Annotated in this window: 23 protein-coding genes, 1 tRNA gene and 1 pseudogene; 10 read left to right on the top strand and 15 right to left on the bottom strand. The window is 68.9% G+C overall.

Annotated features, from left to right (window positions below; genetic code table 11):
• Positions 1–62 precede the first annotated feature (62 nt).
• From ACZ4LX_RS17620 to ACZ4LX_RS17635, 4 genes are all read left to right on the top strand, one after another.
• Complete coding sequence (locus tag ACZ4LX_RS17620; RefSeq protein WP_467644856.1) at positions 63–1,301, top strand: GlxA family transcriptional regulator; 1,239 nt, start codon at positions 63–65, stop codon at positions 1,299–1,301.
• 10 nt (positions 1,302–1,311) lie between these two features.
• On the top strand, positions 1,312–1,914 hold the full coding sequence (gene orn / locus ACZ4LX_RS17625) for an oligoribonuclease (protein WP_467644853.1): 603 nt from the start codon (positions 1,312–1,314) through the stop codon (positions 1,912–1,914).
• 126 nt (positions 1,915–2,040) lie between these two features.
• Positions 2,041–2,113: transfer RNA gene (locus ACZ4LX_RS17630), tRNA-His, on the top strand.
• A 112-nt stretch (positions 2,114–2,225) separates the two neighbouring features.
• Positions 2,226–3,461 (top strand): tyrosine-type recombinase/integrase, encoded by a 1,236-nt coding sequence (locus ACZ4LX_RS17635; RefSeq protein WP_467644849.1) that lies wholly within the window; start codon positions 2,226–2,228, stop codon positions 3,459–3,461.
• Between the two features lie 178 nt (positions 3,462–3,639).
• On the opposite strand, the gene ACZ4LX_RS17640 is transcribed toward ACZ4LX_RS17635, so the two are convergent.
• From ACZ4LX_RS17640 to ACZ4LX_RS17670, 7 genes are all read right to left on the bottom strand, one after another.
• Positions 3,640–4,221 (bottom strand): ATP-binding protein, encoded by a 582-nt coding sequence (locus ACZ4LX_RS17640; RefSeq protein ID WP_467644844.1) that lies wholly within the window; start codon positions 4,219–4,221, stop codon positions 3,640–3,642.
• 120 nt (positions 4,222–4,341) lie between these two features.
• A complete protein-coding gene (locus ACZ4LX_RS17645; RefSeq protein ID WP_467644841.1) occupies positions 4,342–5,079 on the bottom strand; it encodes a class I SAM-dependent methyltransferase in 738 nt (245 codons plus the stop codon).
• 58 nt (positions 5,080–5,137) lie between these two features.
• Entirely contained in the window at positions 5,138–6,532 is a 1,395-nt protein-coding gene (locus ACZ4LX_RS17650; protein WP_467644836.1) for a hypothetical protein, read from the bottom strand.
• 2 nt (positions 6,533–6,534) lie between these two features.
• On the bottom strand, positions 6,535–7,299 hold the full coding sequence (locus ACZ4LX_RS17655; RefSeq protein WP_467644831.1) for a hypothetical protein: 765 nt from the start codon (positions 7,297–7,299) through the stop codon (positions 6,535–6,537).
• A 39-nt stretch (positions 7,300–7,338) separates the two neighbouring features.
• The gene (locus ACZ4LX_RS17660) at positions 7,339–7,923 is read right to left on the bottom strand and encodes a CYTH domain-containing protein (protein ID WP_467644829.1); all 585 of its coding nucleotides are present in this window, start codon (positions 7,921–7,923) and stop codon (positions 7,339–7,341) included.
• A 158-nt stretch (positions 7,924–8,081) separates the two neighbouring features.
• Positions 8,082–8,381 (bottom strand): hypothetical protein, encoded by a 300-nt coding sequence (locus ACZ4LX_RS17665; protein WP_003955012.1) that lies wholly within the window; start codon positions 8,379–8,381, stop codon positions 8,082–8,084.
• Positions 8,382–8,461: 80 nt separating this feature from the next.
• Positions 8,462–8,971, bottom strand: a complete 510-nt coding sequence (locus ACZ4LX_RS17670) for a nucleoside-diphosphate kinase (RefSeq protein WP_467644823.1) — start codon at positions 8,969–8,971, stop codon at positions 8,462–8,464.
• A 408-nt stretch (positions 8,972–9,379) separates the two neighbouring features.
• Here ACZ4LX_RS17670 and ACZ4LX_RS17675 point away from each other — a divergent pair, with 408 nt between their 5' ends.
• The 3 genes from ACZ4LX_RS17675 (at position 9,380) to ACZ4LX_RS17685 (ending at position 10,909) form a co-directional block, all read left to right on the top strand.
• The gene (locus ACZ4LX_RS17675) at positions 9,380–10,039 is read left to right on the top strand and encodes an NUDIX hydrolase (protein WP_467644820.1); all 660 of its coding nucleotides are present in this window, start codon (positions 9,380–9,382) and stop codon (positions 10,037–10,039) included.
• The gene (locus tag ACZ4LX_RS17680; RefSeq protein WP_467644816.1) at positions 10,036–10,449 is read left to right on the top strand and encodes an NUDIX hydrolase; all 414 of its coding nucleotides are present in this window, start codon (positions 10,036–10,038) and stop codon (positions 10,447–10,449) included. The genes ACZ4LX_RS17675 and ACZ4LX_RS17680 overlap by 4 nt, the downstream gene beginning before the upstream one ends.
• 172 nt (positions 10,450–10,621) lie before the next feature.
• Positions 10,622–10,909, top strand: a complete 288-nt coding sequence (locus ACZ4LX_RS17685) for a hypothetical protein (protein ID WP_467644812.1) — start codon at positions 10,622–10,624, stop codon at positions 10,907–10,909.
• A 21-nt stretch (positions 10,910–10,930) separates the two neighbouring features.
• Here ACZ4LX_RS17685 and ACZ4LX_RS17690 read toward each other — a convergent pair whose 3' ends face one another.
• The 3 genes and pseudogenes from ACZ4LX_RS17690 to ACZ4LX_RS17700 all read right to left on the bottom strand — a co-directional run bounded on the left by ACZ4LX_RS17690 (position 10,931) and on the right by ACZ4LX_RS17700 (position 11,802).
• Positions 10,931–11,257 carry a transposase gene (locus tag ACZ4LX_RS17690; RefSeq protein ID WP_467721215.1) on the bottom strand — a complete coding sequence of 109 codons (327 nt, stop codon included), beginning with the start codon at positions 11,255–11,257 and terminating at the stop codon, positions 10,931–10,933.
• A pseudogene (locus tag ACZ4LX_RS17695) lies at positions 11,152–11,391 on the bottom strand (transposase); the annotation flags it as partial. The gene ACZ4LX_RS17690 and the pseudogene ACZ4LX_RS17695, both read right to left, overlap by 106 nt.
• Before the next feature lie 9 nt (positions 11,392–11,400).
• Complete coding sequence (locus ACZ4LX_RS17700; protein WP_467644808.1) at positions 11,401–11,802, bottom strand: IS3 family transposase; 402 nt, start codon at positions 11,800–11,802, stop codon at positions 11,401–11,403.
• A 614-nt stretch (positions 11,803–12,416) separates the two neighbouring features.
• Between ACZ4LX_RS17700 and ACZ4LX_RS17705 the strand changes: the two genes are divergently transcribed.
• Positions 12,417–13,958 carry an FMN-binding glutamate synthase family protein gene (locus ACZ4LX_RS17705; protein ID WP_467644806.1) on the top strand — a complete coding sequence of 514 codons (1,542 nt, stop codon included), beginning with the start codon at positions 12,417–12,419 and terminating at the stop codon, positions 13,956–13,958.
• Between the two features lie 349 nt (positions 13,959–14,307).
• Here ACZ4LX_RS17705 and ACZ4LX_RS17710 read toward each other — a convergent pair whose 3' ends face one another.
• From ACZ4LX_RS17710 to ACZ4LX_RS17730, 5 genes are all read right to left on the bottom strand, one after another.
• On the bottom strand, positions 14,308–15,339 hold the full coding sequence (locus ACZ4LX_RS17710; RefSeq protein WP_467644803.1) for a LacI family DNA-binding transcriptional regulator: 1,032 nt from the start codon (positions 15,337–15,339) through the stop codon (positions 14,308–14,310).
• Positions 15,340–15,608: 269 nt separating this feature from the next.
• Positions 15,609–17,069: a GH1 family beta-glucosidase gene (locus ACZ4LX_RS17715; protein WP_467644798.1), complete on the bottom strand. Its 1,461-nt coding sequence runs from the start codon at positions 17,067–17,069 to the stop codon at positions 15,609–15,611.
• A 122-nt stretch (positions 17,070–17,191) separates the two neighbouring features.
• Positions 17,192–18,112: a carbohydrate ABC transporter permease gene (locus tag ACZ4LX_RS17720; protein WP_467644796.1), complete on the bottom strand. Its 921-nt coding sequence runs from the start codon at positions 18,110–18,112 to the stop codon at positions 17,192–17,194.
• Positions 18,113–18,127: 15 nt separating this feature from the next.
• On the bottom strand, positions 18,128–19,117 hold the full coding sequence (locus tag ACZ4LX_RS17725; RefSeq protein WP_467644791.1) for a carbohydrate ABC transporter permease: 990 nt from the start codon (positions 19,115–19,117) through the stop codon (positions 18,128–18,130).
• A gap of 232 nt (positions 19,118–19,349) precedes the next feature.
• Positions 19,350–20,678 (bottom strand): ABC transporter substrate-binding protein, encoded by a 1,329-nt coding sequence (locus ACZ4LX_RS17730; protein WP_467644788.1) that lies wholly within the window; start codon positions 20,676–20,678, stop codon positions 19,350–19,352.
• Between the two features lie 680 nt (positions 20,679–21,358).
• Between ACZ4LX_RS17730 and aspT (ACZ4LX_RS17735) the strand changes: the two genes are divergently transcribed.
• Together aspT (ACZ4LX_RS17735) and aspT (ACZ4LX_RS17740) are read left to right on the top strand one after the other, a co-directional pair.
• On the top strand, positions 21,359–23,035 hold the full coding sequence (gene aspT, locus ACZ4LX_RS17735; protein WP_467644785.1) for an aspartate-alanine antiporter: 1,677 nt from the start codon (positions 21,359–21,361) through the stop codon (positions 23,033–23,035).
• On the top strand, positions 23,036–24,739 hold the full coding sequence (aspT, locus tag ACZ4LX_RS17740; protein WP_467644782.1) for an aspartate-alanine antiporter: 1,704 nt from the start codon (positions 23,036–23,038) through the stop codon (positions 24,737–24,739).
• Positions 24,740–24,747: the final 8 nt, after the last annotated feature.

Raw genomic sequence — 24,747 nt, forward strand, 5'->3', positions numbered from 1 at the left:
GTGCAGGTGCGACAGGCCCGTAAGGACCAGGAAGACGCGAACACCGAGGGGGGCTTAGCGTCATGAGCCAGGACTCCGCCATCGCAACGGAGGCTGTACGGAAGCTGAGCGGGCGCCGACGCCGCGAGGTGGTCGCCGTGCTGCTGTTCAGCGGCGGCCCCATCTTCGAGAGCTCCATTCCGCTCTCGGTGTTCGGGATCGACCGCCAGGACGCGGGAGTTCCGCGTTACCGGTTGCTCGTGTGCAGCGGTGAAGAGGGGCCGCTGCGCACCACCGGGGGACTCGAACTGACCGCGCCCTACGGGCTGGAGGCGATCAGCAGGGCAGGCACCGTCGTGGTGCCCGCCTGGCGCTCGATCACCTCACCGCCGCCCGTGGAGGCGCTCGACGCACTGCGCCGCGCCCATGAAGAGGGCGCGCGCATCGTGGGGCTGTGCACGGGAGCCTTCGTGCTCGCCGCGGCCGGCCTGCTGGACGGCCGCCCGGCGACGACGCACTGGATGTACGCGCCGACGCTGGCCAAGCGCTACCCGTCGGTGCATGTCGACCCGCGTGAACTCTTCGTCGACGACGGCGATGTGCTCACCTCCGCCGGAACAGCGGCCGGGATCGACCTCTGCCTGCACATAGTCCGCTCGGACCACGGCACGGAGGCCGCCGGGGCACTGGCCCGCCGGCTCGTCGTGCCGCCGCGGCGCAGTGGCGGCCAGGAGCGCTACCTCGACAGGTCTTTACCAGAAGAAATCGGCTCCGACCCGCTCGCCGAGGTCGTGGCCTGGGCGCTGGAGCATCTGCACGAGCAGTTCGACGTGGAGACGCTGGCCGCGCGCGCCTACATGAGCAGGCGGACCTTCGACCGGAGGTTCCGCTCGCTCACCGGGAGCGCACCACTGCAGTGGCTGATCACCCAGCGGGTACTGCAGGCGCAGCGGCTGCTGGAGACGTCCGACTACTCGGTCGACGAGGTCGCGGGCCGCTGCGGCTTCCGCTCGCCGGTCGCGCTGCGCGGGCACTTCCGGCGTCAGCTGGGCTCCTCACCCGCCGCGTACCGGGCCGCCTACCGGGCCCGTCGTCCGCAGGGCGGGGGCCCCGAGCCGGTCGTCACGGCGGTCGAGCCGGTGGTGCCCGTCCAGGGCATCTCCGCGATCCGTCGCACCCCGGCACCGGCACCGGCGGGCCAGTCCCCGACAGGCCCGGGCACGACCGTCATGGACGGGGGCCGGGGGGATCACGGACAACCGGGCTCCGAGGCGTACGCCGCGGGCCGCCCGGCCCTGCCCGGACAGCGGAGCGCCCCGTAGGGTGGGGCGCATGAACGACCGCATGGTATGGATCGACTGCGAGATGACCGGGCTCTCGTTGACGGACGACGCACTCATCGAGGTGGCCGCACTGGTCACCGACTCGGAGTTGAACGTGCTCGGTGAAGGGGTGGACATCGTGATCCGCCCGCCGGACGCGGCGCTGGAGACCATGCCCGAGGTGGTGCGGCAGATGCACACCACCTCGGGTCTGCTCGACGAGCTGGCCGGGGGCACCACCCTGGCCGACGCCGAGGAGAAGGTCATGGCCTACATCCGCGAGCACGTGAAGGAACCCGGCAAGGCCCCGCTCTGCGGAAACTCGGTCGGCACCGACCGAGGTTTCCTGTCGCGGGACATGCCGGCCCTGGAGGGCTACCTCCACTACCGGATCGTCGATGTCTCCTCGGTCAAGGAGCTGGCCCGCCGGTGGTACCCGAGGGCGTACTTCAACAGTCCGCCCAAGAACGGCAACCACCGGGCGCTCGCCGACATCCGCGACTCGATCACGGAGATGCGGTACTACCGCGAGACGGTCTTCGTCCCCCAGCCGGGGCCGGATTCCGAGCGCGCGAAGTCGATCGCCGCGCGCCTGTCGCGGCCCTCGGCCTAGGCCCTTGGGAAAGCCGCTGGTCACGCCCCTTTCGAGGGCCGGGACCGGCGGCTGAACAACGGGGGCGCGAGCACCCTCTCAGACCCTGTACACTTTTTCTCGGCCGGTCGGAAACGCCCGGACATGGTGGGTATAGCTCAGATGGTAGAGCACCTGGTTGTGGTCCAGGATGTCGCGGGTTCGAGTCCCGTTACTCACCCTTGAAGGGGAAGCCCCTGATCTGCGGAAACGCAGGTCGGGGGCTTCTTCGTGCTCTGGGCTGGCCAAACCACGGCCAAACGCGGCCGGATTTTCGCCCTGCCGTCTGCGCCATGGCAACGATCAGGGAGCGGGTCCGCAAGGACGGGACGGCGAGTTTCCAGGTCCGCTGGCTCCAGGGAGGGCGCGGCGGCACCTGGGAGGCCGAGAGGTTCGAGGACCCCGAGCAGGCGGACACGTTCAGGAAGCTCGCCGACGCCCACCAGCAGCAGTGGCCCTACGGGTGGATTCCCGGCCAGGGCTTCGTCGAGCCCGAGCAGGACCCTGACGACGTGCCCCTGACCGACTGGGCTCAGCGCTACGTAGACCGGCTCACCGGTATCGACCCGCGGACCCGGGACGACTACCGGCGCGAGGTGGATCGCCACATCTCCCTCATGGTGCACACCACCCGATCAGGACTCGTGACGCCGGCCACGATCGGCAACATCACCGCCGACGACGTCCAGGACTGGGTGCGGCTTCAGGAAGCGGGCCAGCCGGACGCGAAGGCAGGGCGGTGGGTCCGTCGACCGGCCTCGCCGAAGTCCACGGCCAATCGCCACGGCCTGCTCTGGTGCATCGTGCAGGCGGCGATCGATGCCGAGCCCCCTCTGCGCGCCAAGAACTGCTGCGCGAACACCCGCCTTCCTCGTGTCGACGACGGGACGTCCGAGGAGATGGTCTTCCTGGAGCAGGAGGAGTACCAACTCCTCCGCAAGCACCTCGCCGACTGGCTGATCGGTACCGGCATGCGGTGGGGCGAGGCTACGGCCCTCCAGGTGCAAGACCTTCGGCTGGGCGGCCCCGGGCCGACGGTCAACGTCCAGAGGGCCTGGAAGAGGTCGCCCAGGGGTGCGCAGACCTCGTTCTTCCTCGGACCCCCGAAGACGAGGAAAGCGCGCCGCCTGGTCGCGCTCGCCCCGACGCAGGTGGACCTTGCCCGGAGGCTGACGCAGGGAATGTCACCGGAGGCGTTCCTCTTCCGCACGCCGACGGGCAAAGCGTGGAGGCATTCCAACTTCTACAACCGGAAATGGATACCCGCCGTCGCTGCCGCGATGGAGACCGGCCTCCCCCGCCGGCCACGGATCCACGACCTGCGGCACAGCCACGTTGCCTGGCTGGTGGCCGCGAACATCCCTCTACCGGCGATCCAGGCCCGGCTGGGCCACGAGTCGATCCAGACCACGATCGACCGCTACGGCCACCTGGCCCGGTCGCTCGACTCGGACATCAGCGCCGCCGTGCAGGCGGCCATGGGAGGCCGCCTGCCGTCCGATCACGGCCTGCGATTGGTCAGCGCTTGAAGCACGCCCGGTGGCCCTACAACGACCCACGCATTACGAGGAATTGGAAGATCATCCCAGCTGGTGCTGGGCTGTGCCACCGAATCCCGTTTACGCTGATCAGAGGCTTGCACCCCCACTCGGCGAAGCCGGCGGCGAATAGCGCTCCCCGCCATGCTCATAGCGGTCGGCAGCAGGCTCACGGGTCCCGGGCCTTGCCGTTGCTGCACGATGCCACAGTCGGTTGGCTCGAGTACAACTCGCGCAGGCCGGTCAGGACTCGCCCGATGGGCATCGGAGCGACCTGTCGGCCGCCAAACCCTGACTCACCCAGGGCGCTGCTGGGACGAGCTGGAACCTCTGCCCAGACGATCTTCCCGGGGTGTGTCTGCGTGGGGGTGTAGCCCCAGCGCTTGGCCATGGTCTGGATGAGGACGAGTCCGCGGCCCCCGGTGGCGCCGGCGTCACTGGTGCGAGGTGTCGGCGGTCGCGGGTCGGGGTCGCTGACCGCGAGGATGATGCCGCCGTCGGTGGGCCAGAGCATGAGCACGATCGTGCCGATGTCGACGAAATGGGCGACCGCTTCATGCGTCTTCGCGGGGTATGCGTGTTGGATCGCATTGGTAGCCAGTTCCGAGACGAGAAGTCGGGCGCCTTCGATCCCCTCGTCGGGGAAGCGCCAGCGCTGGAGGATGTCGACGGTGTGGCGGCGGGCCCAGGCAACGGCGTTGGGGGTGGCGGCGAGGGTCAGCTCGCTGATGGACGGGGGGACTTGGTTCATGCGGATGGCTCCCTCGGCCGCGTGGCCGGGCGGGTGCGGGGCGCTGTGGCGTGGGTGGAGGCCCGCGAGGTAGGGACGGCTAGGAACGGGGCGTCTCGGCCTCGCGGGCTGCTTGAGGAGTTACTTCGTGGCGACGACGTAGACGCTGCCCCAGCGGCGCTTCGGGTTGGCCATGGTGGGGTTGAACGTCCAGGGCTCGACGGTGGTGAAGCCGGCCTCGGTGAAGAGCTGGACGAGCTTCTCGTGGTCGTAGGCCCACAGGTGCGGGGTGTACGTGAGGTCGTCGTCCTGGTCGCGGAAGACGAGGTTCACGAGGTCGAGCCGCGTGTTGATGTCGCCGCGGCAGTCGCGCTTGGCGTACCAGCGCTCGATCGTCTCGTCGGTGGCGTCGAGCGGGCCGGGGTACTGGCTCAGAGCGAAGGCGGCGTCGGGGACGCCGGTGATGATCCGGCCGCCCTGCGCGAGGATGCGGTGGGCCTCGCGGACGTACTGCTTGGCCGAACGCGGGTAGTCGATGTGCTCCAGAAAGTGTTCGGAGAAGATCTCTTCGACGCTGTCGTCCTGGAGCGGTACGCCCTCGCGGATGTCCCAGAGCAGGTCGGCCGGCGGTACGAGGTCGATGTTGAAGAAGCCGTCGATGCGGTGGGCTCCGCCGCCGATCTGCACCTTGGCGGGCTTGTCGTCGATCCGGCCGTTGGGCCAGACGCGGCGGCTGGAGTGGTGGTACCGGTGGAGTTCGATCTCCTCGGCGGCGGCCCGGAGGGTACGGGCGAGGCCGTGAGTGGTGGCGGGGTCGGCGAGAACGGAGGCGATCTGCTCACCGAGGAGGTCGACGGAGGGCATGCCGGAGGAACTCATCACGGGTCTCCTACGTGTGAGGTTGCTCGGGGTGTGGTGGGCCGCAGGCGGCGGTGGATCAGGCAGCGCTGGGCGCGGGGGCGGTCCATTGGTTGTTGCGCATGAGGGTGTACTTGATGTCCACCAGGCGCGGGGCGATGGTCAGCGAGAGCTCCTCGGCCGGGTGGAGGTGGCCGGCGCCGTCCTGCTCGGCGCGCCAGACGCGGTAGTCGAGGTTGGGGTAGGCCGGGTTGATGCCGATCTCGCCTTTGGGCATCGTGCCGTTGAACGGGGCGACGATGTCCATGTGGTTCCAGTAGTTCCAGGCTTGCAGTGCCTTGTGCTGGTCGAAGTAGAAGTAGAAGTCGGGGTAACGGCCGAAGGTGCGCAGTTCCCGGTGGATCAGGTGGCCCAGCAGAGGGCCGAGCTGGGTGGCGAGGGAGTCGAACGCCCAGCGCGTGCGGTGCCAGGCCTCGGGGGCGTCGCCGGGCGCGAAGAGGCGGGCGGCGACGAGGTAACTGATCCGCTCGACCAGGTACGAGCTCGCGTGGGTGGTGTCGATGGTCGGATCGACCTGATGGAGGAGCGCGGCCAACTGCTTCGGTCGGGGCCGGAACCTCGCCAGGTCGAACTTGCCGGCCATGGCAGGGAAGGAGGCGAACAGCATCTCCTTGTACAGCCAGTTGTTCAGCTCGCCAAGCTCGGCGAGGCGCTGCGTGTGGTGCGAGGTTGAGTGGAGCATCAGGTATTCGGCGACCGCCTCGAAGTACAGGTATCCGAGAATCGGCAGACGGGGGATCGTCTCGTCGAGCAGCCGGAGGTACGGCTCGGCGCCGACGCGGGTGCCCTGGTAGGCAACGGTCGCCGCGGTGGCAAGGAATGAGGCCGAGTTCTTGACGCGGCCTACGACGGTCTCGCGCAGCTGGTGCCGCTCGTTCTTGCTCAGCAGGTATTCGAGGTGGCTGTAGATCTGCAGGTGGATGATGCCGAGGCGCAGGTAGTCCACGCCGGCGAGCCCGCGATATGCCTGCGTCGGAGTGTCGATCTCGAAGATCAGCGGGGTGGGGACGCGATCGGTGACGCCGAGCTTGGCCAGGAAGGCTGGCGCTTCCTTGGTCAGGACGTAGGCGCCGAGGTTGTGCATGCGGAAGCCCTGGTCGGTCGCTGTGAGCGGTGCGCAGTAGATGCTTCCGACGAGGCAGCCGCCCGACGGGTAGAGAACTCCCTGCCGGCTGATCTCCTCCAGGGCGTGGGTGACGTGGAGCAAATACAGCTTGCCGTTTCCGCTCAGGGCCTCGAAGAGGGCGTTCCGCCGCAGCAGGTGGCCGTTCGGGGTCTCCTCGGCGAGACGCCGGTCCCAGCCCGCAGTCTGGGCAGCGAGCGGGTCGGTGTGATCGGACGGGCTGGGGATGAGGGTGGAGTCGAAGAAAGCGTGGGCGTCGGCCCACAGGTGGTAGGCGTCGAGGAAGTCCATGGTCAGACCAGGCCCTTCTCGGCGAGCGCGTAGCGGACGGCTGCGGTGCCGCTGGCCCCGGCGAGGTAGGCCCGCTCCGAGACCAGGACCAGGTCGAAGGCGAGGCCGCGCAGCTGGTCGAAGGCGGGCTCGCGGACGTACCGGGAGTCCGGCCACCACTTCAGCTTCGGCAGCCGGTAGCGGTCCAGGGCATCGGCGGCCTTGACCACGTCGGTGATGCGCTCGGCCCGGACGTGGTCGGACTTGTCGTCAGCGGTGAACGCCTCGTACGGAATGTCGTGCAGTCGGACGGCGGTGGCCGCCTGCACGATCCGTCGGGGCGTGGCGGCGAGGCCGAAGTGGCCCCAGACGGTGTGGGCGTTCGCGGCGAGCCAGATGGCCGCGCGGGCGCCATGCCCGCGGTCGTCCCGGTCGTGGCGCCGCTGGCAGTCGTGTACGGCGGCGGCGAGGATCGCTGCGGCGGTGTCGCCTTCGTCGAGGCCGTTCGCCTCGGCGAGGACGGCGGCCAGCGCCGCCGCCCTCATGGCGTGCCGGACGCCGTGGAGCGACGTGTACAGGCGGGGATCCGCCCACCACCGGGTAGACAGACCGCTGTGCGCGAGCAGCTTCTTCGACTGCGGGCGCAAGGCCGGCTGCGGTGCTTGCGGGAGGTCGGGCCTGTTGTCGCTGATCCACGCGATGGTGGCGTGGTCCATGTGCTGGTGGAGCGGGAGCTGCCCTCGGGCAGCCAGGTCGATCAGACTTGCGGTCAACGGGGTCGTGCTCACTCGTGCCCACCCCCTTGGTGGTCTCCGCGGTGATGTTCCCTACCGGATCGGCGCGGCCTGCTGCTCGCGCTCCTTGCGCTCCTGCTCGGCGGCCTCGAAGGCAGCGGTGAAGTCGGCCAGCTCCTGCTCCGTCATCAGGGTCACGCCGAGCGCCGTGGCGACGTCCGTGATCCTGGCCTCCGCCTCGACGCGGGCCGCGTCCGAGGCGCCGTCCTCCAGCAGGACCTCGAACTCGGCGTGGTAACCCCACGCCTCACTCCACTTGACCGCGATCTCGACCCCGTCGAAGCGGAAGTTGTGTCGGAAGTTGAACGCCTCGTGCATCGCCGTCTCGAAGCCGAGGGCGTTGAACACCTTCACCGCGGCGGGAACGTCGGCGGGGGCGATGGCGAACTCGGTCTCCGCGAAGGCCGCGCCCTGCCCGATCCTGCTCCCCTTGAGGGTGATCTTGGCGGTGCCGGCGGCAGTGTTGTCGGTGACCTTCAGGAGCTGGTCGGGCAGCACGTAGAAGTAGATGTGCTTGTCATCGGGGCCCAGGTCCTCCCCGTCCGCCTTCAGGCGGGTGACGAGCTGGTCGTGGACCTCCTTGGTGAAGCGGGCGCGCATCTCGATCTCGACGGCCACGGGGCTGCTGCCTCCTCGTTTCAGGCATGGCGAAGCCAGCCGGACCCTGCCGTGCGGGGGCTGTCCGGTCGGGCGATCGCTATGGGGTTGGTGGTCGAGCGCGGGGTGATGCGGCCGATGCGGGTGCCGGCCGCATCACCCCGGTGGATCGGCGGGTGTCAGCCGAGGGTGCCGAAGCGCTCCTCGACCACACCCGAGTGCAGGTATGTCGGCAGCTGGACGCCTCCCACCGACGTACGGCCGGTGGCGACCTGCTCCTCCGTCTCGCTGGGGAAGCCCTCCAGCAGACGCAGGCACTGCTGGGCCCATTCCTGCGACGCGGGCCAGTCACCCAGGTCGCGGTGGCGCACGGCCAGGGCGTACGCGGTCTCGGTGGCAGCCCACCGGTCGGTCGCCAGCTCACGCTGGAAGATCGACTCCAGCTCGTCGGTGGAGGCCAGGCGGGTCTGGTTGGTCATGGTGCCCTCTCGGTTCAAACGGTCGTGCCCCAGTAGTGATCAACGCCCCGACGTCCCCGCGGTGACGCCGTGACCCGCTGTTAGTACGTGTAGATCTCGGCCAGCGTCTTGTAGTCCTGCAGCTCGTCCTTGTCGAACCACAGCTCCACCTCCTGCTTGGCCTCCTCCGCGTTGCCGGAGGCGTGCACGAGGTTCGCGACCGCCTTGCCCGAGGCGATGCTGGCCGCCGCGCTGTAGTGCGAGAAGTCGCCCCGCACCGTGCCGGCCGGAGCCTGGTTCGGGTACGTGCTGCCGACGATCTTGCGGACGGTGGCGATGGCGTCGAAGCCCTCCAGCACCAGGGCGATGACCGGCCCCTGCTGCATAAACGTCGCCGTGACGCCGTAGACCTCCGAGCCCAGCCGTTCCTCGAGGTCGAAGTAGTGCTTACGGGTGAACTCCTCGTCCATCCACTTCATCTTGGTCCCGACGATCTTCAGCGCGGCATCCTCGAATCGAGTGATGACCCTTCCTGCCAGGCCACGCGCCAGCGCATCGGGCTTGAGCAGGACGAGCGTGCGCTCGACAGTGTGTGCCTGAACCTCGGCCATTGACTCCCTTTCGCCTTGCTAACAACCACACATGACGGATGATCAGCCGTCACTGGCTGAGATTACCGGCGCTGACAGAGCGGTTCGGGCGTACGGGCAAATGCCCCGGCCGGGCAAACGTGGGTGGGAGAACCGACGACCAGCCGAACATCAGGTCCGATTCAGCCAACTTCCCTGTCTCTGCTATCCGCCGGGAGTACGCACCTAGAATCCCCTTGTGGTCGTCTGGCGCTTTGGCGCCTCTTATGAGCCGCCCAGGGCCTGAGCCTTCGGAGGCGTCATTCCTTGGCCCCTGGTGTCTACGATTCTTCCGGGGCTTCTGCAGCGCGACCATGAAGCGCCAGTGCAGTGGGAGTGCACTTTCGGCGCGCAGGTTCCTGCACCGGAGCGGCGACGTGGGGGAGCTTTGTGGACGTGATCGAGCGCTGGAACGGCCGTTACGCCTGTCTGCTGCAGTCCGCCCTGCGGCTCGGCAACGAACAGTTCGCCGCGCGCCTGGGTATCGCCGTGAGGACCGTGGCCGCCTGGCACTCCGACGCGTCCGTCGTGCCTCGCAGGGAGATGCAGCAACTCCTCGATACGGCCCACGAGCAGGCTCCGGAGACTGTTCGACAGCGCTTCGCGCTCCTGCTGGCGAAGGAACAGACCCCAGCGGACTCGACACCGCCAGGCGCGCAAGCGCTACGGGTAGCCATCGCGGTGGTCGTCCGCGACAGCGATGTCCTCCTGGTGTGCCGGCGGGACGACGACGCCGCTGGAATCACGTGGCAGTTCCCGGCCGGCGTCATCAAGCCGGGAGGCAAGCCGGAGACCACCACTGTGCGGGAGACCTTGGACGAGACGGGTGTCCACTGCGCGGTCCGGCAGCGCCTCGGGAACCGCCTTCACCCCGTGACCGGCGTGCTGTGCGAGTACTTCCTCTGCGAGTACCTGGCCGGCGAGGCCACGAACAGCGACGCGGCCGAGAACATCGACGTCATGTGGGTCCCCAGAAACGCGGTGCCTCGCTTCATCCCCGTCGATACGATCTTCCCACCCATCCTGGCCGTCCTGGAGGAGCAGACATGACGAACCAGAGCACGGCCGAGCGCCCGGGCATCGCTGCCGCGATCGTCGTGAAAGAGGGCCGCGTGCTGATGGTGCGCCGCCGAGTCAGCGAAGGACAGCTGTCCTGGCAGTTCCCGGCTGGAGAGGTCGAGCCCGGCGAGGCCCGCGAGGACGCAGCTGTACGGGAGACCCAGGAAGAAACCGGGCTGATCGTGGCGGCCGTGAAGCTCCTCGGCGAGCGCGTCCACCCGAAGACGGGCCGGCTGATGTCGTACACCGCATGCGGGGTACTGGACGGCACGGCCCACGTCGCGGATACCGAGGAGCTGGCCGAACTGGCTTGGGTCGCCCATGGCGAGATCCCGAAGTACGTGCCGTACGGCCTCTTCGAGCCGGTGCAGGACTACCTCGACGCGGCCCTGCCTTCCTGAGCGGCCTTGGGCCACAGAAGTACGTGCGGGGGGGGCGCGGCGCATCGCCGTTGTCGGGGCTCGGACCGAACGGTGGAGCACGGCCGGTGGTCGGGGAAGGCTCTCGACCACCGGCCGCCGTTTCTGCAGGGGCGCGGTGCCTGTGCGCTCGGTCCTTGTTCGAGCGGAGGCGGTGAGCGCCCCCAGCGACGACGGTCTCCAACCGACCGTACGCGAGCAAGTCCTCGTGGGTCATGAAGGGGATAAGGGCTTCACGGTGCGGGATGACGTACGTGAACAGAAGCTCGGCCATCTCGTGTGTGGCTGCTTCGGCCTCGGCTCCGGCCTCGGGGTTATGCACGTGGACACCGACGGCCTGGAGTTCTTCGATGGTGGCGTCATCGACGAAAACCTGTTCCTCGTCGGTGACGGGGCGTCCGTCGAGGTGGCGGAAGGCGCGGGTGAGCTTGCTCCGCTTTGACGGACACCATTGGTGTGGTGGTCAGGCTGCGAGTGCGGTCTCGTACTCGGCGGGGCTGAGGTAGCCGAGGCTGCTGTGCAGTCGGTGCAAGTTGTACCAGCCTTCGATGAAGTCGAAGATCGCGGTGCGGGCTGCGGCCCGGCTGGGCCAGGCGGAGGTGCCGAGCAGTTCGCGTTTGATGGTTGAGAAGAACGACTCTGCGAGCGCGTTGTCCCAGCACTGGCCGGTGCGGCCGACCGACAGCCGACCTCGAACCGGGCTGCCAGGGCGGCGAATTGCTGGCTGGTGTATTGGCAGCCTCTGTCCGAGTGGAAGATCACGGGGTGGGTGGGGCGACGCTGCCGGCAGGCGGCTGTCAGCGCCTCGGCAACCAGCTCGGTCCGCAGGTGATCGGCGGTTGCCCAGCCGACCACGCGCCGGGAGGCGATGTCGATGACCGTGGCCAGATAGAGCCAGCCCTCCTCCGTCGGGACATACGTGATGTCGCCGCATCAGCGGGCATCGAGCCCGGTGCGGTCGGGCTGGAAGTCCCGGACGATGAGGTCGGGACGGAAGGCAGCCCGGGGATCAGGGATCGTGGTCACCTGCCGGCGTCGGCGGTGCCGGCCCTGCAGCCCGGCGGCCCGCATCAGTCGTGCGACACGACGACGGCCGCACCCGGCACCCCCGCGCAGGAGCACGGCATGCACCCGCGGCGCCCCATAGGTCCCGCGCGATCTCGCATGAATCTGGGTGATCTGCTTGGTCAGCTCGGCATCCCGCACCGCACGAGGACCGGGCAGACCCGAGCGACGGGCATAGAAGGCGGTCCGGGAGACCTTCATCAGCTCACACGCCCGCTTGACGCTGTGACCTGCACGCTTCTCCGCCTCGATGAACGGGTGCACCGTCACCGGGTCTCCTTCGCGAAGAAAGCTGTGGCCCGCTTGAGGACGTCGACATCCTCACGCAGCCTGCGGTTCTCCCGCCGCAACGCGGCCAGCTCCTCACGCTCACTGCTGGTCAGCCCGTTGCGCTCGCCCGCATCGACCTCGGCCTGCGCGAAGTGTGTCCTGACGCTGCCCTCCGCCCCTCACCAACGGCCCCGGAAGCTCTCCGGGGCCGTTGCGCTGTCCGCGTTCGCCGCTCGCCCAGAGAGGCGCGGTCAGAAGATTCGTCGCTCACCTTCAGCGCCACCTGGGCCTGCAGGACGGGGCGTTTGGCCATGGCCAAACCGAATCGCGGACAGCGTCACACCAGCGCACGCCGCGTCATACATCTGCCCCCATTCGTCCGCTTTCCCAGCAATGCCGCAGGTCACGATCGGAATGCGAAACAGGTTCGAGTCCCGTTACTCCCCCTGAATGATCAAAGGCCGATTCGCGAAAGCGGATCGGCCCTTCTTCATGTGTGCGGCCCGTGGCTCCGGGCCTCCGTTCCTCTCCCTCCCACTCACCCTGCCGGGTCCGCCCCGCTACGAGGGCTCTGGCATCGTGTGGCGTTCGAGCAGTCGACGAGAGGAACGTTCATGCGCGCCCGGAGTATCGGTACGGCCGCCGCAGCGGCACTGGCGCTGGTGGCGGCCCGCGACCTCGTCCAGAAGAAGCACGCGCTGCTGAGGAACTTCCCCGTGGTCGGTCACGCCCGGTACCTGCTGGAGAAGATCGGACCGGAGCTGCGGCAGTACGTCGTGACGTCCAACGAGGAGGAGCGCCCGTTCAGCCGCGACCAGCGCACCTGGATCTACGCGTCCGCCAAGGAGGAGAACAACTACTTCGGCTTCGGGACCGACATGGACGTCGAGCACATACAGGGGCACGCGTACGTGAAGCAGCGGACGTTCGCCGACGCGTTGCCCGACCTGCACGACCCGCAGAGCCCGCTGCCCTCGGCCAAGGTCCTGGGCGGCCCGCGCAGGCGCGCCAAGGCGTTCCGGCCGGCGAGCGTCGTGAACATCTCGGCGATGAGCTTCGGATCACTGTCCGGCGCGGCCGTCACGGCGCTCAACAAGGGCGCGGCGCTGGCCGGCGCGATGCAGAACACGGGCGAGGGCGGCCTCTCTCCGTACCACCGCAGTGGCGGCGACCTCATCCTGCAGATCGGGACGTCGTACTTCGGCTGCCGCGACGAGGACGGCTCCTTCAGCCTCGACAAGCTCAAGGACGTGGTCGCGGGCGCCCCGGTGAAGGCGATAGAGATCAAGCTCTCGCAGGGCGCGAAGCCGGGCCTCGGCGGGCTGCTGCCGGGGGCGAAGGTGACCCCCGAGATCGCCGGGATCCGGGGCATCCCGGCCGGCGAGGACTGCGCCTCGCCGTCCCGTCACACCACGTTCCACGACGTCGACTCGATGCTCGACTTCGTCGAGCTGATCGCCACCGAGACCGGCCTGCCGGTCGGGATCAAGAGCGCCGTGGGCGAGATGAGCTTCTGGGAGGAGCTGGCCACGCTGATGGCGCGCGGCGACCGCGGGGTCGACTTCGTGACCGTCGACGGCGGCGAGGGCGGCACCGGGGCGGCCCCCCTCATCTTCTCCGACTCGGTGTCGCTGCCGTTCCGGATGGGGTTCTCCCGCGTCTACGCCGCGTTCGCCGAGCGCGGTCTGACGGACGACATCACCTTCATCGGCTCCGGCAAGCTCGGCCTGCCCGAGAACGCCGTCGTCGCGTTCGCCCTGGGGGTCGACATGATCAACGTCGCCCGCGAGGCGATGCTGTCCATCGGCTGCATCCAGGCGCAGAAATGCCACACCGACAAGTGCCCCACCGGCATCGCCACCCAGGACCCATGGCTCGCACGCGGCATCGACGCGCCCTCGAAGGCCACGCGGGCCGCTCTCTACCTGCGCACGCTGCGCAAGGAGCTGCTGAAGGTCTCGGCCGCCGTCGGAGTCGCCCACCCGGCGCTCATCACCACCGGCGACATCGAGATCATGAACGGCGACTACGACGCCCGGAGCCTGGCGAGCGTCTACGGCTACAAGGACGGCTGGGGCGCACTCGGCCCCGAGCTCGCCCAGGAGATCACCGCACTGCTCACCACCACCGAGGACGCCGCCCCGGACCCCCACTGACGTGTGGCGGGGCGCACGCCCGCGCCGACGCCCGGCGCCCGACCGCCAGGTGCGCCCCGCCGGACTCCTGCGGCAGAACGGTGTCGGCGAGCCGGTTCGCGCAAAGGGCGCCGGGTGTCCCGCTCGCCCAGGCGCCCGCCCGTTCGGGCTACGAGCAGGAGGAGGGCGAGATCTGCCGCGTCCAGGTCGGCGAGGTCCCTGCCGCGTTCGGCCCCCCCGGCCGGAATGGAGGTCGTCCCCCAGGCTTCGCGCCGCCCGCTGCCCGGCCTCCGGCCAGGCCCTCGTCCACCCCGGCATCGCACGGCGCACGTGATCCTCCGGATACGCCTCCGGCCGGCGCCCGTACGCCTCACGACGAGTCCCGCACCACCAGTTCCGTCGGCAGCACGATCTGGGGGCGTTCCGTGTTCTCGCCGGCGATCTCGTCCAGGAGTACCCGGGTCATCACGCGGCCCATCTCCTCGATCGGCTGGCGCACGCTGGTCAGGGCCGGCTCCATGTGGCGGGCCACGGACGAGTCGTCGAAGCCGACGAGGGCCACGTCCTCCGGGATGCGGCGGCCGGCCTCGCGCAGAACCTGGCGGGCGCCCGCCGCCATCAGGTCGGACGCGGCGAAGACCGCGTCCACGTCCGGGCGGCGGGCGAGCAGTTCGCGCATGGCCCGGACGCCGCCCTCCTCGGAGAAGTCGGCCGGGGCGATCAGCCGCTCGTCGGGCTCGTGGCCCGCGTCGGAGAGGGCCTTGCGGTAGCCGTCGAGGCGGCGCTGGGCCGCGAAGACGTCCAGCCGCCCGGTGATGGTGGCGATGGAACGGCGGCCCCGTGAGATCAGGTGCTCGACGGCGCCCCGGGCGCCCTCGAAGTTGTCGGAGTCGACCGAGGGGAGCGACTCGGCCGCCGACCTGCGGCCGTTCATGACGGCGGGCATGCCGAGCTGTTCCAGCAGATCGGGCAGCGGGTCGTCGGCGTGCACGGAGACCAGCAGCACGCCGTCGACACGGTGCGCGGTGAGGTACTGAGCGAGTCTTCGGCGTTCACGGTCACTGCCGACGAGGGTGAGCAGCAGCTGCATCTCGGTGTCGGCGAGGGCGGCACCCACCCCTCGGACGATGTCGGAGAAGTAGGGCTCCGTGAAGAAGCGGCTCTCGGACTCGGGCACGACGAGCGCGACGGCGTCCGTCCGGTTCCCGGCCAGGGCACGGGCCGCGCGGTTGGGTACGTACCCGAGCTCGGCGACGGCGGCCTCCACCGCCTCCCGTGTGTGCGCGCTGACCCGAGGTGAGCCGTTGATGACCCGTGAGGCCGTACCGCGCCCCACCCCCGCCCGTGCCGCCACCTCTTCGAGCGTGGGCCGGCCCCCGCTCCGTACTCGCGCTGCCGCCATGGCTGCCTCCCGTTCGCGGTCAATTTCTCACAGTCGGATAACCAAACCAAGTCCTGGTGTTGGATCCCTTGACACTCAACGGGACCGGTCGGCCGCTCCCACGCCAGCCCGTGGGAGCGCTCCCACTCTACGCGCGTGGTCAAGCCGGTTCCGCAGGTCGTGGCGCCGGGGCGGGAAAACGGCCGGGGAAACGGCTGAGACCCGGCACGGGGCCGGGTCTCAGCGGTGGTGCGGTGGTGCGGCCGGCGGAGTCCGCCGGGCGGGCTGGGTCAGGAAAGGTCCGCCGACGGCAGGGCGTGACGGCGGATCACGTCGGAGTACCAGTAGGCGCTCGACTTGGGAATGCGGCGCTGGGAGGCGTAGTCGACGTACACGGTGCCGAAGCGCTTCGAATAGCCGTACGCCCACTCGAAGTTGTCCATCAGCGACCACAGGAAGTAGCCGCGTACGTCCGCTCCGTCGGCCACCGCCCGCTGCACGGCGTCGAGGTGGCCGTGCAGATAGGCGATCCGCTCGGGGTCCTCCACGCGGCCCTCGGGCGAGACGTAGTCGTCGAAGGCGGCGCCGTTCTCGGTGACCATCAGCGGCAGGCCGGGGTGGTCGCGGGTGACGTCCATCAGCAGGTTGTAGAGCCCGTTGGGGTCGATCGACCAGTCCATCGCGGTGCGCTCCTTCCCCTCGGCGAGGTGGAAGGCGACATGCTCGGAGCCGGGCCACGGGGAGTGGTCGCTCGCGCCGTGGACATCGTTGCCGGAACCGGTTTCGCCCTTCTCGGGCGTGGAGACCAGCGTCGGCGTGTAGTAGTTGATGCCCAGGACATCGACCGGACGCGAGATGGCGGCCAGGTCGCCGTCCTGCACCAGCTTCGACCAGTCCACCAGGTGCGCGGTGTCGGTGAGCAGGTCCTCCGGGTACTCGCCGCGCAGCATCGGGCCGGTGAAGATCCGGTTGCCGACCGCGTCGATCCGGCGGGCGGCGTCGGCGTCGGCCGCGCTCGCGGTCAGCGGGCGGACCTGGTGGAGGTTGAGGGTGACCGAGGTCTGCGCACCAGCGGGGAGTTGATCGCGCAGAACCTCGATCGCCCGGCCATGGGCGAGGTTGAGGTGATGGGCCGCCCGCAGGGCGGAGGCGGGCTCGGTGCGGCCGGGAGCGTGCACACCGGAGCCGTATCCGAGGAAGGCCGAGCACCACGGCTCGTTGAAGGTGGTCCAGGTCGCGACCCGGTCACCGAGGGCGCCTGCCATGATCGCGGCGTAGTCGGTGAAGCGGTCGGTGGTGACCCGCTGGGGCCAGCCGCCGGCGTCCTCCAGCTCCTGGGGCAGGTCCCAGTGGTAGAGGGTGGCGACGGGCGCGATGCCGGCCTCGAGCAGCTCGTCGACGAGCTTGCGGTAGAAGTCCAGGCCGCGCTCGACGGCGGGTCCTCGGCCGGTGGGCTGCACGCGGGACCAGGAGATGGAGAAGCGGTAGGCCTTCAGCCCCAGCTGCTTCATCAGCGCCACGTCGTCGCGGAAGCGGTGGTAGTGGTCGGCGGCGATGTCGCCGGTGTCGCCGTTGCGGACCTTGCCCGGTGTCCGGCTGAAGGTGTCCCAGATGGAGGGGGTGCGGCCGTCCTCGGCAGCGGCGCCCTCGACCTGGTAGGCGGCGGTCGCCGCCCCCCAGACGAAGCCCGTCGGGAATTGCGTTGCCTCGGGCGCCCGCTTCGGGGCGATGTCGGGTCGTACGGCAGTCATGCGGGAGCGCTCCCAGGTGTGGACGGACAGGGGCGGGAAAGAGGTGGAACTCCGGAACCCGTACAACCCGCGGTCAGGTACGGGCTGCACGGGAGTTCCGGGAGGAGGTGACCGGGGGAATGTCAGCCCTTGACGGCGCCGGACATGATCCCGCCGACGATCTGCTTGCCGAAGACGACGAACACCACGAGCAGCGGCAGCGTGCTGATCAGCGCGCCGGCCATCACGATGCTCTCGTCGGGGGTGTAGGACGCCTTCAGCTGGCCGAGGGCGACCTGAAGGGTGGGGTTCTCCTGATTCAGTGCGAGGTAGGGCCAGAAGAAGTCGTTCCAGGCCTGGACGAAGGTGAGCATGCCCAGCACCATCATCGCGGGGCGGGCCACCGGGAGCACGATGCTTCGCACAATACGGAAGTTGCTCGCGCCGTCGATCTTGCCGGCCTCGATCAGCTCGTACGGGAGCGCCTCGATCAGGTACTGCCGCATGAAGAACACGCCGAACGCGCTCACCAGCGTCGGGAAGATCACCGACTCCAGGCTTCCGCCCCAGCCGAGGTCGGACATCATCATGAACAGCGGGACGACGCTGAGCTGCGGCGGGATGGTCAGGGTCGCGATGACCCCGGTCATCAGCGCGCCCCGTCCCCGGAAGCGCATCTTGGCGAAGGCGTAGCCGGCCAGGGTGCAGAAGAACAGCGTCGCCGCGGTGATGCAGCCCGAGACGATGAAGCTGTTGACGATCGCCTTGCCCAGGTGGGCCTGGGTCCAGGCGGCTTCGAGGTTGTGGAACAGCCGCCCGCCGGGCAGGAACGGCGGGGTGGAGGCCAGTACTTCGTCCTGGGTGTGGGACGCGGCCACCAGGGTCCAGTACAGCGGCAGCAGCGAGCCGATGCCGACGACGGTCAGCGCGATGTAGGCGAACGGGCCGCCCTTCAGCTGCTGCCCGGCACCGGGCTTGAAGCGGCTGGGACGCTTCGGCGCACGATGCGCGCTGCGCGCCGGGAGGACGGTCCCCGGGGCTTTGGTGGGGCTGGTGATGGTCATGGATATCGCTCCCGGTCAGACCGCGGATTTGCGTACGAAGCGGCCGATGAGCCAGTTGACCGCGGCAATGATCAGCAGGAGGGCGAGCATCGCCCAGGCCACTGCGGCGGCCGGACCGAGATGCCCCAGGTTCCAGCCGTAGTTGTAGAGGTAGACGCTGAGGGTCTCGTACTGATTCTCGTTGCCGCCGGTCGCGCCGAGGGTGCCGCCCTCCAGCAGCAGCGGCTCACCGAACAGCTGCATGGAACCGATCGTCGAGATGACGATCGTGAACAGGATGGTGGGCCGCAGCGACGGGATGGTCACCTTGAGGAACTGCTGCCAGCGCGAGGCGCCGTCGAGCGAGGCGGCCTCGTACAGGTCGGACGGCACGGCCTGCATCGCGGCCAGGTAGATCAGGGTGTTGTAGCCGGTCCAGCGCCAGATCACGATCACGGAGATGGCGATCTTGGAGGTCCAGTGCCCGTTGGCCCAGTTGGTGTCACCGAGGCCGACGAACTCCAGCGCCCAGTTCAGCAGACCGCCGTCGGCCCGGAAGACCAGGGCGAAGACGAGGGCGGCGGAGGCCACCGAGGTGGCGTACGGGGTGAGGATGATCGTCCGCCAGAAGGTGCTGGCGCGGAGCTTGTAGTTCAGCAGGTGCGCCAGGCCGAGTGCGACCAGCAGCTGCGGAACCGTCGACATGACACCGATCAGGAAGGTGTTGGTGACGGCGGTCCAGAACTCGGAGTCGTGCAGGATCTTGTCGAAGTTGTCCCAGCCGACCCATTCCATCTGGTCCAGGCCGGTCATCTCGACCCGGTGCAGGGCGATCCAGCCGGTGTAGATCAGCGGATAGAGCCCGAAGGCACCGAAGACGAGGAAGAACGGGGCTATGTAGGCGTAGGGCGATGCCTTGTCGTCGAACCGCCAGAGGCGGCTCCGCCACTTCTGCCGGCTCGCTTCGGCCGGCTTCTTCTGGGGTGGCGGGGCGTATGCGTCCCGGGTGGGAGTCGAGGTGGCCACGGGCGGGAGTCCTTCCCTGGATTGCTTGGATACCCGGGTACGGGGCCGGGCCGGATGGGCCGGGGCCGTCGGCGACAAGCGCATGCGGTGGGCTTCCACGGGGCGGCCGGGAGATACCCCGGTCGCCTCGTGCAAGCCCTCCGCGGGGCTTACCGTTCCTCGGCCCGGTGCCCCATGGGTGGTGGGGGCACGCAGGCGCGGGCGGCCCGGAGGCCGCCCGCTGCCGCGAGCGTCAGCCGATCACCTTGTCGATCGCCTCGGTCGCCGCGTCCCATGCCTCGTCGGGCTTGGTACCGCGCTGCTCCATGTTGTTGATCTGGGTGGAGATGGTGTCCTTGATGGCCGCGTCCTTCGGGCCGAGGATCGTCTCGGGGATGGACTTGGCCTCGTCGGCGTACAGCTCACCGATCGGCGCGTCGTTGAAGTACGGGAGCTTGGCGCTCTTCACGTCGGCCAGCTCGTACGCGCCCTTGTTGGACGGGAAGCTGCCGATCGCCTTGAAGACTGCGGCCTGCTGCTCGGGGGCGGTCAGCCACTTGACGAGCTTGCCGGCCTCCTCGACGTTCTTGCCGGCCTTCGGGACACCGAGGAAGGAGCCACCCCAGTTGGCGGCCGTCGAACCCGGAGCGGTGGTGATGTCCCACTTGCCCTTGTTGCCGTCACCGGCGGCGACGGAGATCTGACCGGCCATCCAGGCGGGGCAGACCACGGTGGCCATGGTGCTCTTGCGCAGCGCGGCCTTCCACGGGTCGCTGAACTGCGCGAGGCCCTGGGTCAGCTTCTTGTCCGCGGCCTCGGCCGCCAGGTTCCAGCCCTGCTTGACGCTGGCGCTGTCCTTGTAGATCGCCTTGCCGCTCGCGTCGTAGTACTGCTCGGCGTTCGAGCTGACGACGGCGTTGTACATGGCGCTGGCGGAGTCCATGAAGTAGGTGCCCTCGGGCGCCTTCTTCTTGAACTCCTCACCGAGCTTGAGGTAGTCCTCCCAGCCACCGGCGATCTTCGCGGCGACTTCCTTGCGGTCGGTCGGCAGGCCGGCCTTCTTGAAGAGCTCCGTGTTGTAGCAGAGCGACATCGGGCCGATGTCGGTGCCCGCGCCGATCACCTTGCCGTCGGCGGTGGTGGCCTGCTTCTCCTTCCAGGACACCCACTCGCTGGTGTCGATGACCTTGCTCAGGTCGGCGAACTGGTCCGCCTTGGTGTCGACGAGCTCCTTGATGCGCCCGACCTCAAGCCCCTGGACGTCGGCCAGACCGCTGCCCGAGTTCAGCTGCTGGAGCAGCTTGGGGTAGTAGACCTTCTCATCGGCGGTGGTGTCTTCCTTCACCGTGATGTTCGGGTTCAGCTCGTGGTACTTCTCGAAGAGGCCGGCTTCCTTGTAGCCGAACTGCCCGAAGTCGGCGACGGTCAGCGTGATCTTCCCGTTCGCGTCGGCGCCCGTGCTGTCCGAGTCGTCCGAGTCGCTGCTGCAGCCGGTCAGCAACAGGGCCGTGGCTGTCAGGCCCGTGGTGGCCAGAACCGCGACTCTGCGGCTGCGACCGGCAACGGTGCGGGTGCTACGCATTCCACTACTCCTTGTTCCAAGGTGGGACTGGCTCACTGCGCGGCAAACGCACTGGTGGGTGCGGGTGCCGAATGGTTCAGGGGGGAGGACACGGGCAGTGCCGTTCGCACGAGAAATCCTCTTGCGATGTGGGAGCGCTCCCATGCGCCGATGTCGGAAGGTTGCTGCCTGGGAGGGGTGGGTGTCAAGAGTTGAAGACGCTTCCGTTGCGCGAGCGTGTCCTGCAAGTCACGAGACCGTGTCCGGCCGAAGGCTTGCCAAAGCGGACACCCTTGCGAATCGGACGGAAGGATTCCCGCATTTCCGCAGGTGGAAGCGGTGTTGGGAGTGGATCTTGCGCCCCACTCCGGGAAGTTGACCCGAGCGAGGCGGTTTTCGGGCAACCCACGGAAACACCCCCCGCTCCCCCCGATTTCCCCGACAGCGCCGTCCGGAAGGTGAACGGGACCTCCTGCCCAGGCGCCGCCTGGACCCACCCCCGCGTTCTTTCCCCGAACCCGAGTGCCGGACGGTGGCCGAAACAGCGGCCCACCCGATGACCGGAACACCGCGCCGCACGGGAGCCGTTGACACCCAGCGCGGCGGAAGACGAACCGGACATGCCGCCCACCCCACCCTCTGCTAATTTCTCACCTATGTACGGAATGATCACTTCTGTCACTCTGAGCGGGTGACGGCCGATGGGAGTAGTCCGCGACCATCCCGAACTCGCGCTCTTCCTCTGCCTGTCCCTGGGTTACCTCGTGGGGAAGATCCGCGTCGGCCCCATCACCCTCGGCGGCATCTGCGGCACGCTGATCGTGTCGCTGCTGATCGGGACCCGGCACGTCAGCGTCGACGACGACGTCAAGACGGTCTTCTTCGCCCTGTTCATCTTCTCGCTCGGCTATCTGGCCGGGCCTCAGTTCTTCGCCAACCTCAACCGCAAGAGCCTGCGCTTCTTCGCTCTCTGCCTGATCGAACTCGTCTGTGTGCTCGGCATCGCCTTCGGCATCGCCAAGGCGTTCGACCTCGACGTGGGGACGGCCTCGGGCATCCTGGCGGGCGCGGCCACCGAGTCCGCCGTCGTCGGTACGGCCACCGAGGCCATCGGCAAGCTCGACGACCTGACCGCCGCCCAGATCACCCAGTACCAGGGCCATGTGGCCACCGCGTACACCGTCTGCTACCTCTTCGGCCTGGTCACGATCGTGCTGTACACCAGCCAGATCATGCCGATGCTGCTGCGCATCAACCTGGCCGACGCCTCGCGCGAACTCTGGGAGAAGATGCGCGGCGGCGTGCGCGGCCTGGAGTCCGACGAGCGCGAGGCGCTGCCCGGGACGGTCGGCCGCACGTTCCTGGTGACCCTGGCGGACGGCCGCCGCATCGGCGAGCTGGAGGCCTCCCTGGGCGGCACCGTCACGGTGGAGGGCGTCAAACGCGGCAGTGTGCTGCTGGACCCCTCCCCCGACCTGGAACTGACGCTGAGCGATCTGGTCCAGCTGGTGGGCCGGCGGCGCGGGATCATCGAGGCGGGCCGGGAGATCGGCCCGGAGACCCCCTCGGTGCCCGGTCTCGACACCCCGCTGGCCACCCGTCAGGTGGCGGTGACCGAGAAGGCCACGGCCGGCTCCACCATCGCCCAGCTGGAGCACGCGCATCCCGAGTTCCGCCGGGACGGCGTGTACATCACCGATGTGCTGCGCAACGACCAGCATCTGCCGGCCTCGGCCGAGACCACGGTGGAGCGCGGTGACGTACTGACCCTGGTCGGCGCCCGCTCCGGTCTGAACAAGCTCGTCGCGAAGATCGGCGCGGTCGTGAAGAACGACGCGACGGACTTCATCTACCTGGGGCTCGGCATCGTGCTGGGCTCGCTGCTCGGCCAGATCGTGGTCCGCGTCGGCGACATCCCGCTGTCGCTGGGCACCGGTGGCGGCTGTCTGGTCTCCGGGCTCGTCCTCGGCTGGTTCCGCTCCCGCAAGCAGACCTTCGGGGCGTTCCCCCCGCAGGCCGCGAACACCCTGAAGGACCTGGGTCTGGCCGTCTTCATCGCCTGCACCGGGCTGACCGCCGGACCGCAGGCGTGGCCGCTGCTCAAGGAGTACGGCGCGCTGCTGCCGTTCGCCGGGATCGCCATGGTGCTGATCCCCGCCACCATCTCCCTGATCGTCGGCGTCAAGCTGCTCCACATCGACAAGCCGCTGCTGATCGGCGCCATCGCGGGCCAGCAGTGCTCGACCCCGGCGATCACCTCCATCACCCAGGTGGCCCAGAGCACCGTACCGTTGCTCGGTTACACGATCACGTACGCGCTCTCGAACTTCCTGCTGCCACTGACCGGTCCCGTCCTCGTCGGCGTCCTGGGAGCCTGAATGATCGATTTCCTCAACCGCAACATCTTCGAGCCCCATCCGGAGCTGCTGGTCTTCCTGGTCGTAGCACTGGGATTCCTGCTGGGGAAGGTCCGCTACAAGGCGATCGCGCTCGGCGCGGTGACCGGCTGTCTGGTCGCCGGACTGGTGCTGGGCGCCCAGTTCGGGGTCCAGATCGACGGCACGGTGAAGAACCTCTTCTTCATCATGTTCCTGTTCGCGCTCGGCTACCGCGTCGGTCCGCAGTTCTTCCGGGGGCTGCGCAAGGACGGGCTCCCGCAGGTCGTCAACGCGGTCGTGGTCTGTGTGACCGGCCTGCTGGTCTCCTGGCTCTTCGCCGTCATCCTCGGTTACGGCCCCGGGCTCGGCGCCGGGCTGATGAGCGGGGCGCTCACCCAGTCCGCCGCCATCGGTGTCGCCCAGGACGCCATCTCGACCCTGCCCGGCCTCTCCTCCGCCCAGGTGAAGTCCGAACAGAACCTGGTCGCGGTCGGCTACGCGGTCACCTACCCGCTCGGCACCATCCTGTGCGCGATGCTCCTCGCCAACGTGCTGCCCCGGCTCTACCGGAAGGACCTGGCGAAGGAGAGCGCGGAACTGGCCGCCGAACTCGACGCCCCGGACGAGAACCCGGACGAGGGCGAGGGCTACTACGAGACCGTGCTGCGCGCCTACAAGGTCGAGCGCCACGACCTCGTCGGCCGCAGCATCGCCGACTTCGAGGCCCAGCAGCGGTCGCTCGGCCGCCGTGTCTACATCACCCAGGTCAGACGGGAGGGGACCGTCCTTCCGCAGCAGCAGTCCCTGGTGCTGCGGGACGGTGACACCATCGCCGTCAGCGCGCTCCGCCACGACCTGGTGGAGTTCGACGCCCGTACGCACGTCGGTCCGGAGGCGGACGATGTGGCGCTGCTCGGGTACCGGACCGAGAGTCTGCACGTGGTGGCGTCCGAGAAGGCCCAGCTGGGCCGGACGGTGGAGGAACTGCGCCGTGAGCCCTTCATGGCCGGCGTCTACATCGAGAAGATCTACCGGGCCGGTGCCGAGTTCCCCTTCCGGCTCTCCACACCGGTGGAGCGCGGCGACACCCTGGTGCTGACCGGCCCCGAGCGGCTGGTCGGACCGGCCGGCAAGGAGCTCGGCAAGCCCGTGCCGACGAGCTTCGCGACCGACATGGTCTGGGTGGGCCTCGGCATCTTCCTCGGCGGCTGCATCGGCATTCCGGCGCTGACGGCGGGCGGGGTGCCGATCTCGCTCTCCACCTCGGGCGGCGGGCTCATCATGGGTCTGGTCTTCGGCTGGATCCGGGGCAAGTACCCGACGTACGGGAACGTGCCGCCGGGAGCCCAGTGGTTCATGGACACCCTCGGCCTGTGCATGTTCGTCGCGGTGGTCGGCATCAACGCCGGTCCCAGCTTCACGAGCGGGCTGTCGTCGGCGGGGTGGGGGCTGCTGCTCCTGGGGGCCGTCGCCACCGTCGTCCCGCTGCTCGTCGGGTTCCTGGTGGGCCACTACATCCAGAAGATCAGGTTCCCGATCCTGATGGGGGTCCTGGCCGGCGGCCAGACGACCACGGCCGCGATCGGCGCCATCAACGAGACCTCCAAGTCCCAGATCCCCACGCTCGGATACACGATCCCGTACGCCGTCGGCAATGTGCTGCTGACCGTGTGGGGCGCCGTCATCGTCATCCTCAACCACTGAACCGCGGG

This window comes from Streptomyces sp. NPDC026062, from assembly GCF_055568375.1.

Bases quoted from the DNA above. Each gene is read 5' to 3' on its own strand.
- ACZ4LX_RS17665 (WP_003955012.1), bottom strand. From the start codon at position 8,381: ATGACCAACCAGACCCGCCTGGCCTCCACCGACGAGCTGGAGTCGATC.
- ACZ4LX_RS17730 (WP_467644788.1), bottom strand. From the start codon at position 20,678: ATGCGTAGCACCCGCACCGTTGCCGGTCGCAGCCGCAGAGTCGCGGTT.
- ACZ4LX_RS17720 (WP_467644796.1), bottom strand. From the start codon at position 18,112: ATGACCATCACCAGCCCCACCAAAGCCCCGGGGACCGTCCTCCCGGCG.
- aspT (WP_467644785.1), top strand. From the start codon at position 21,359: ATGGGAGTAGTCCGCGACCATCCCGAACTCGCGCTCTTCCTCTGCCTG.
- ACZ4LX_RS17650 (WP_467644836.1), bottom strand. From the start codon at position 6,532: ATGGACTTCCTCGACGCCTACCACCTGTGGGCCGACGCCCACGCTTTC.
- ACZ4LX_RS17670 (WP_467644823.1), bottom strand. From the start codon at position 8,971: ATGGCCGAGGTTCAGGCACACACTGTCGAGCGCACGCTCGTCCTGCTC.
- ACZ4LX_RS17710 (WP_467644803.1), bottom strand. From the start codon at position 15,339: ATGGCGGCAGCGCGAGTACGGAGCGGGGGCCGGCCCACGCTCGAAGAG.
- ACZ4LX_RS17640 (WP_467644844.1), bottom strand. From the start codon at position 4,221: ATGAACCAAGTCCCCCCGTCCATCAGCGAGCTGACCCTCGCCGCCACC.
- ACZ4LX_RS17620 (WP_467644856.1), top strand. From the start codon at position 63: ATGAGCCAGGACTCCGCCATCGCAACGGAGGCTGTACGGAAGCTGAGC.
- ACZ4LX_RS17705 (WP_467644806.1), top strand. From the start codon at position 12,417: ATGCGCGCCCGGAGTATCGGTACGGCCGCCGCAGCGGCACTGGCGCTG.
- ACZ4LX_RS17645 (WP_467644841.1), bottom strand. From the start codon at position 5,079: ATGAGTTCCTCCGGCATGCCCTCCGTCGACCTCCTCGGTGAGCAGATC.
- ACZ4LX_RS17680 (WP_467644816.1), top strand. From the start codon at position 10,036: ATGACGAACCAGAGCACGGCCGAGCGCCCGGGCATCGCTGCCGCGATC.
- ACZ4LX_RS17635 (WP_467644849.1), top strand. From the start codon at position 2,226: ATGGCAACGATCAGGGAGCGGGTCCGCAAGGACGGGACGGCGAGTTTC.
- ACZ4LX_RS17715 (WP_467644798.1), bottom strand. From the start codon at position 17,069: ATGACTGCCGTACGACCCGACATCGCCCCGAAGCGGGCGCCCGAGGCA.
- orn (WP_467644853.1), top strand. From the start codon at position 1,312: ATGAACGACCGCATGGTATGGATCGACTGCGAGATGACCGGGCTCTCG.
- aspT (WP_467644782.1), top strand. From the start codon at position 23,036: ATGATCGATTTCCTCAACCGCAACATCTTCGAGCCCCATCCGGAGCTG.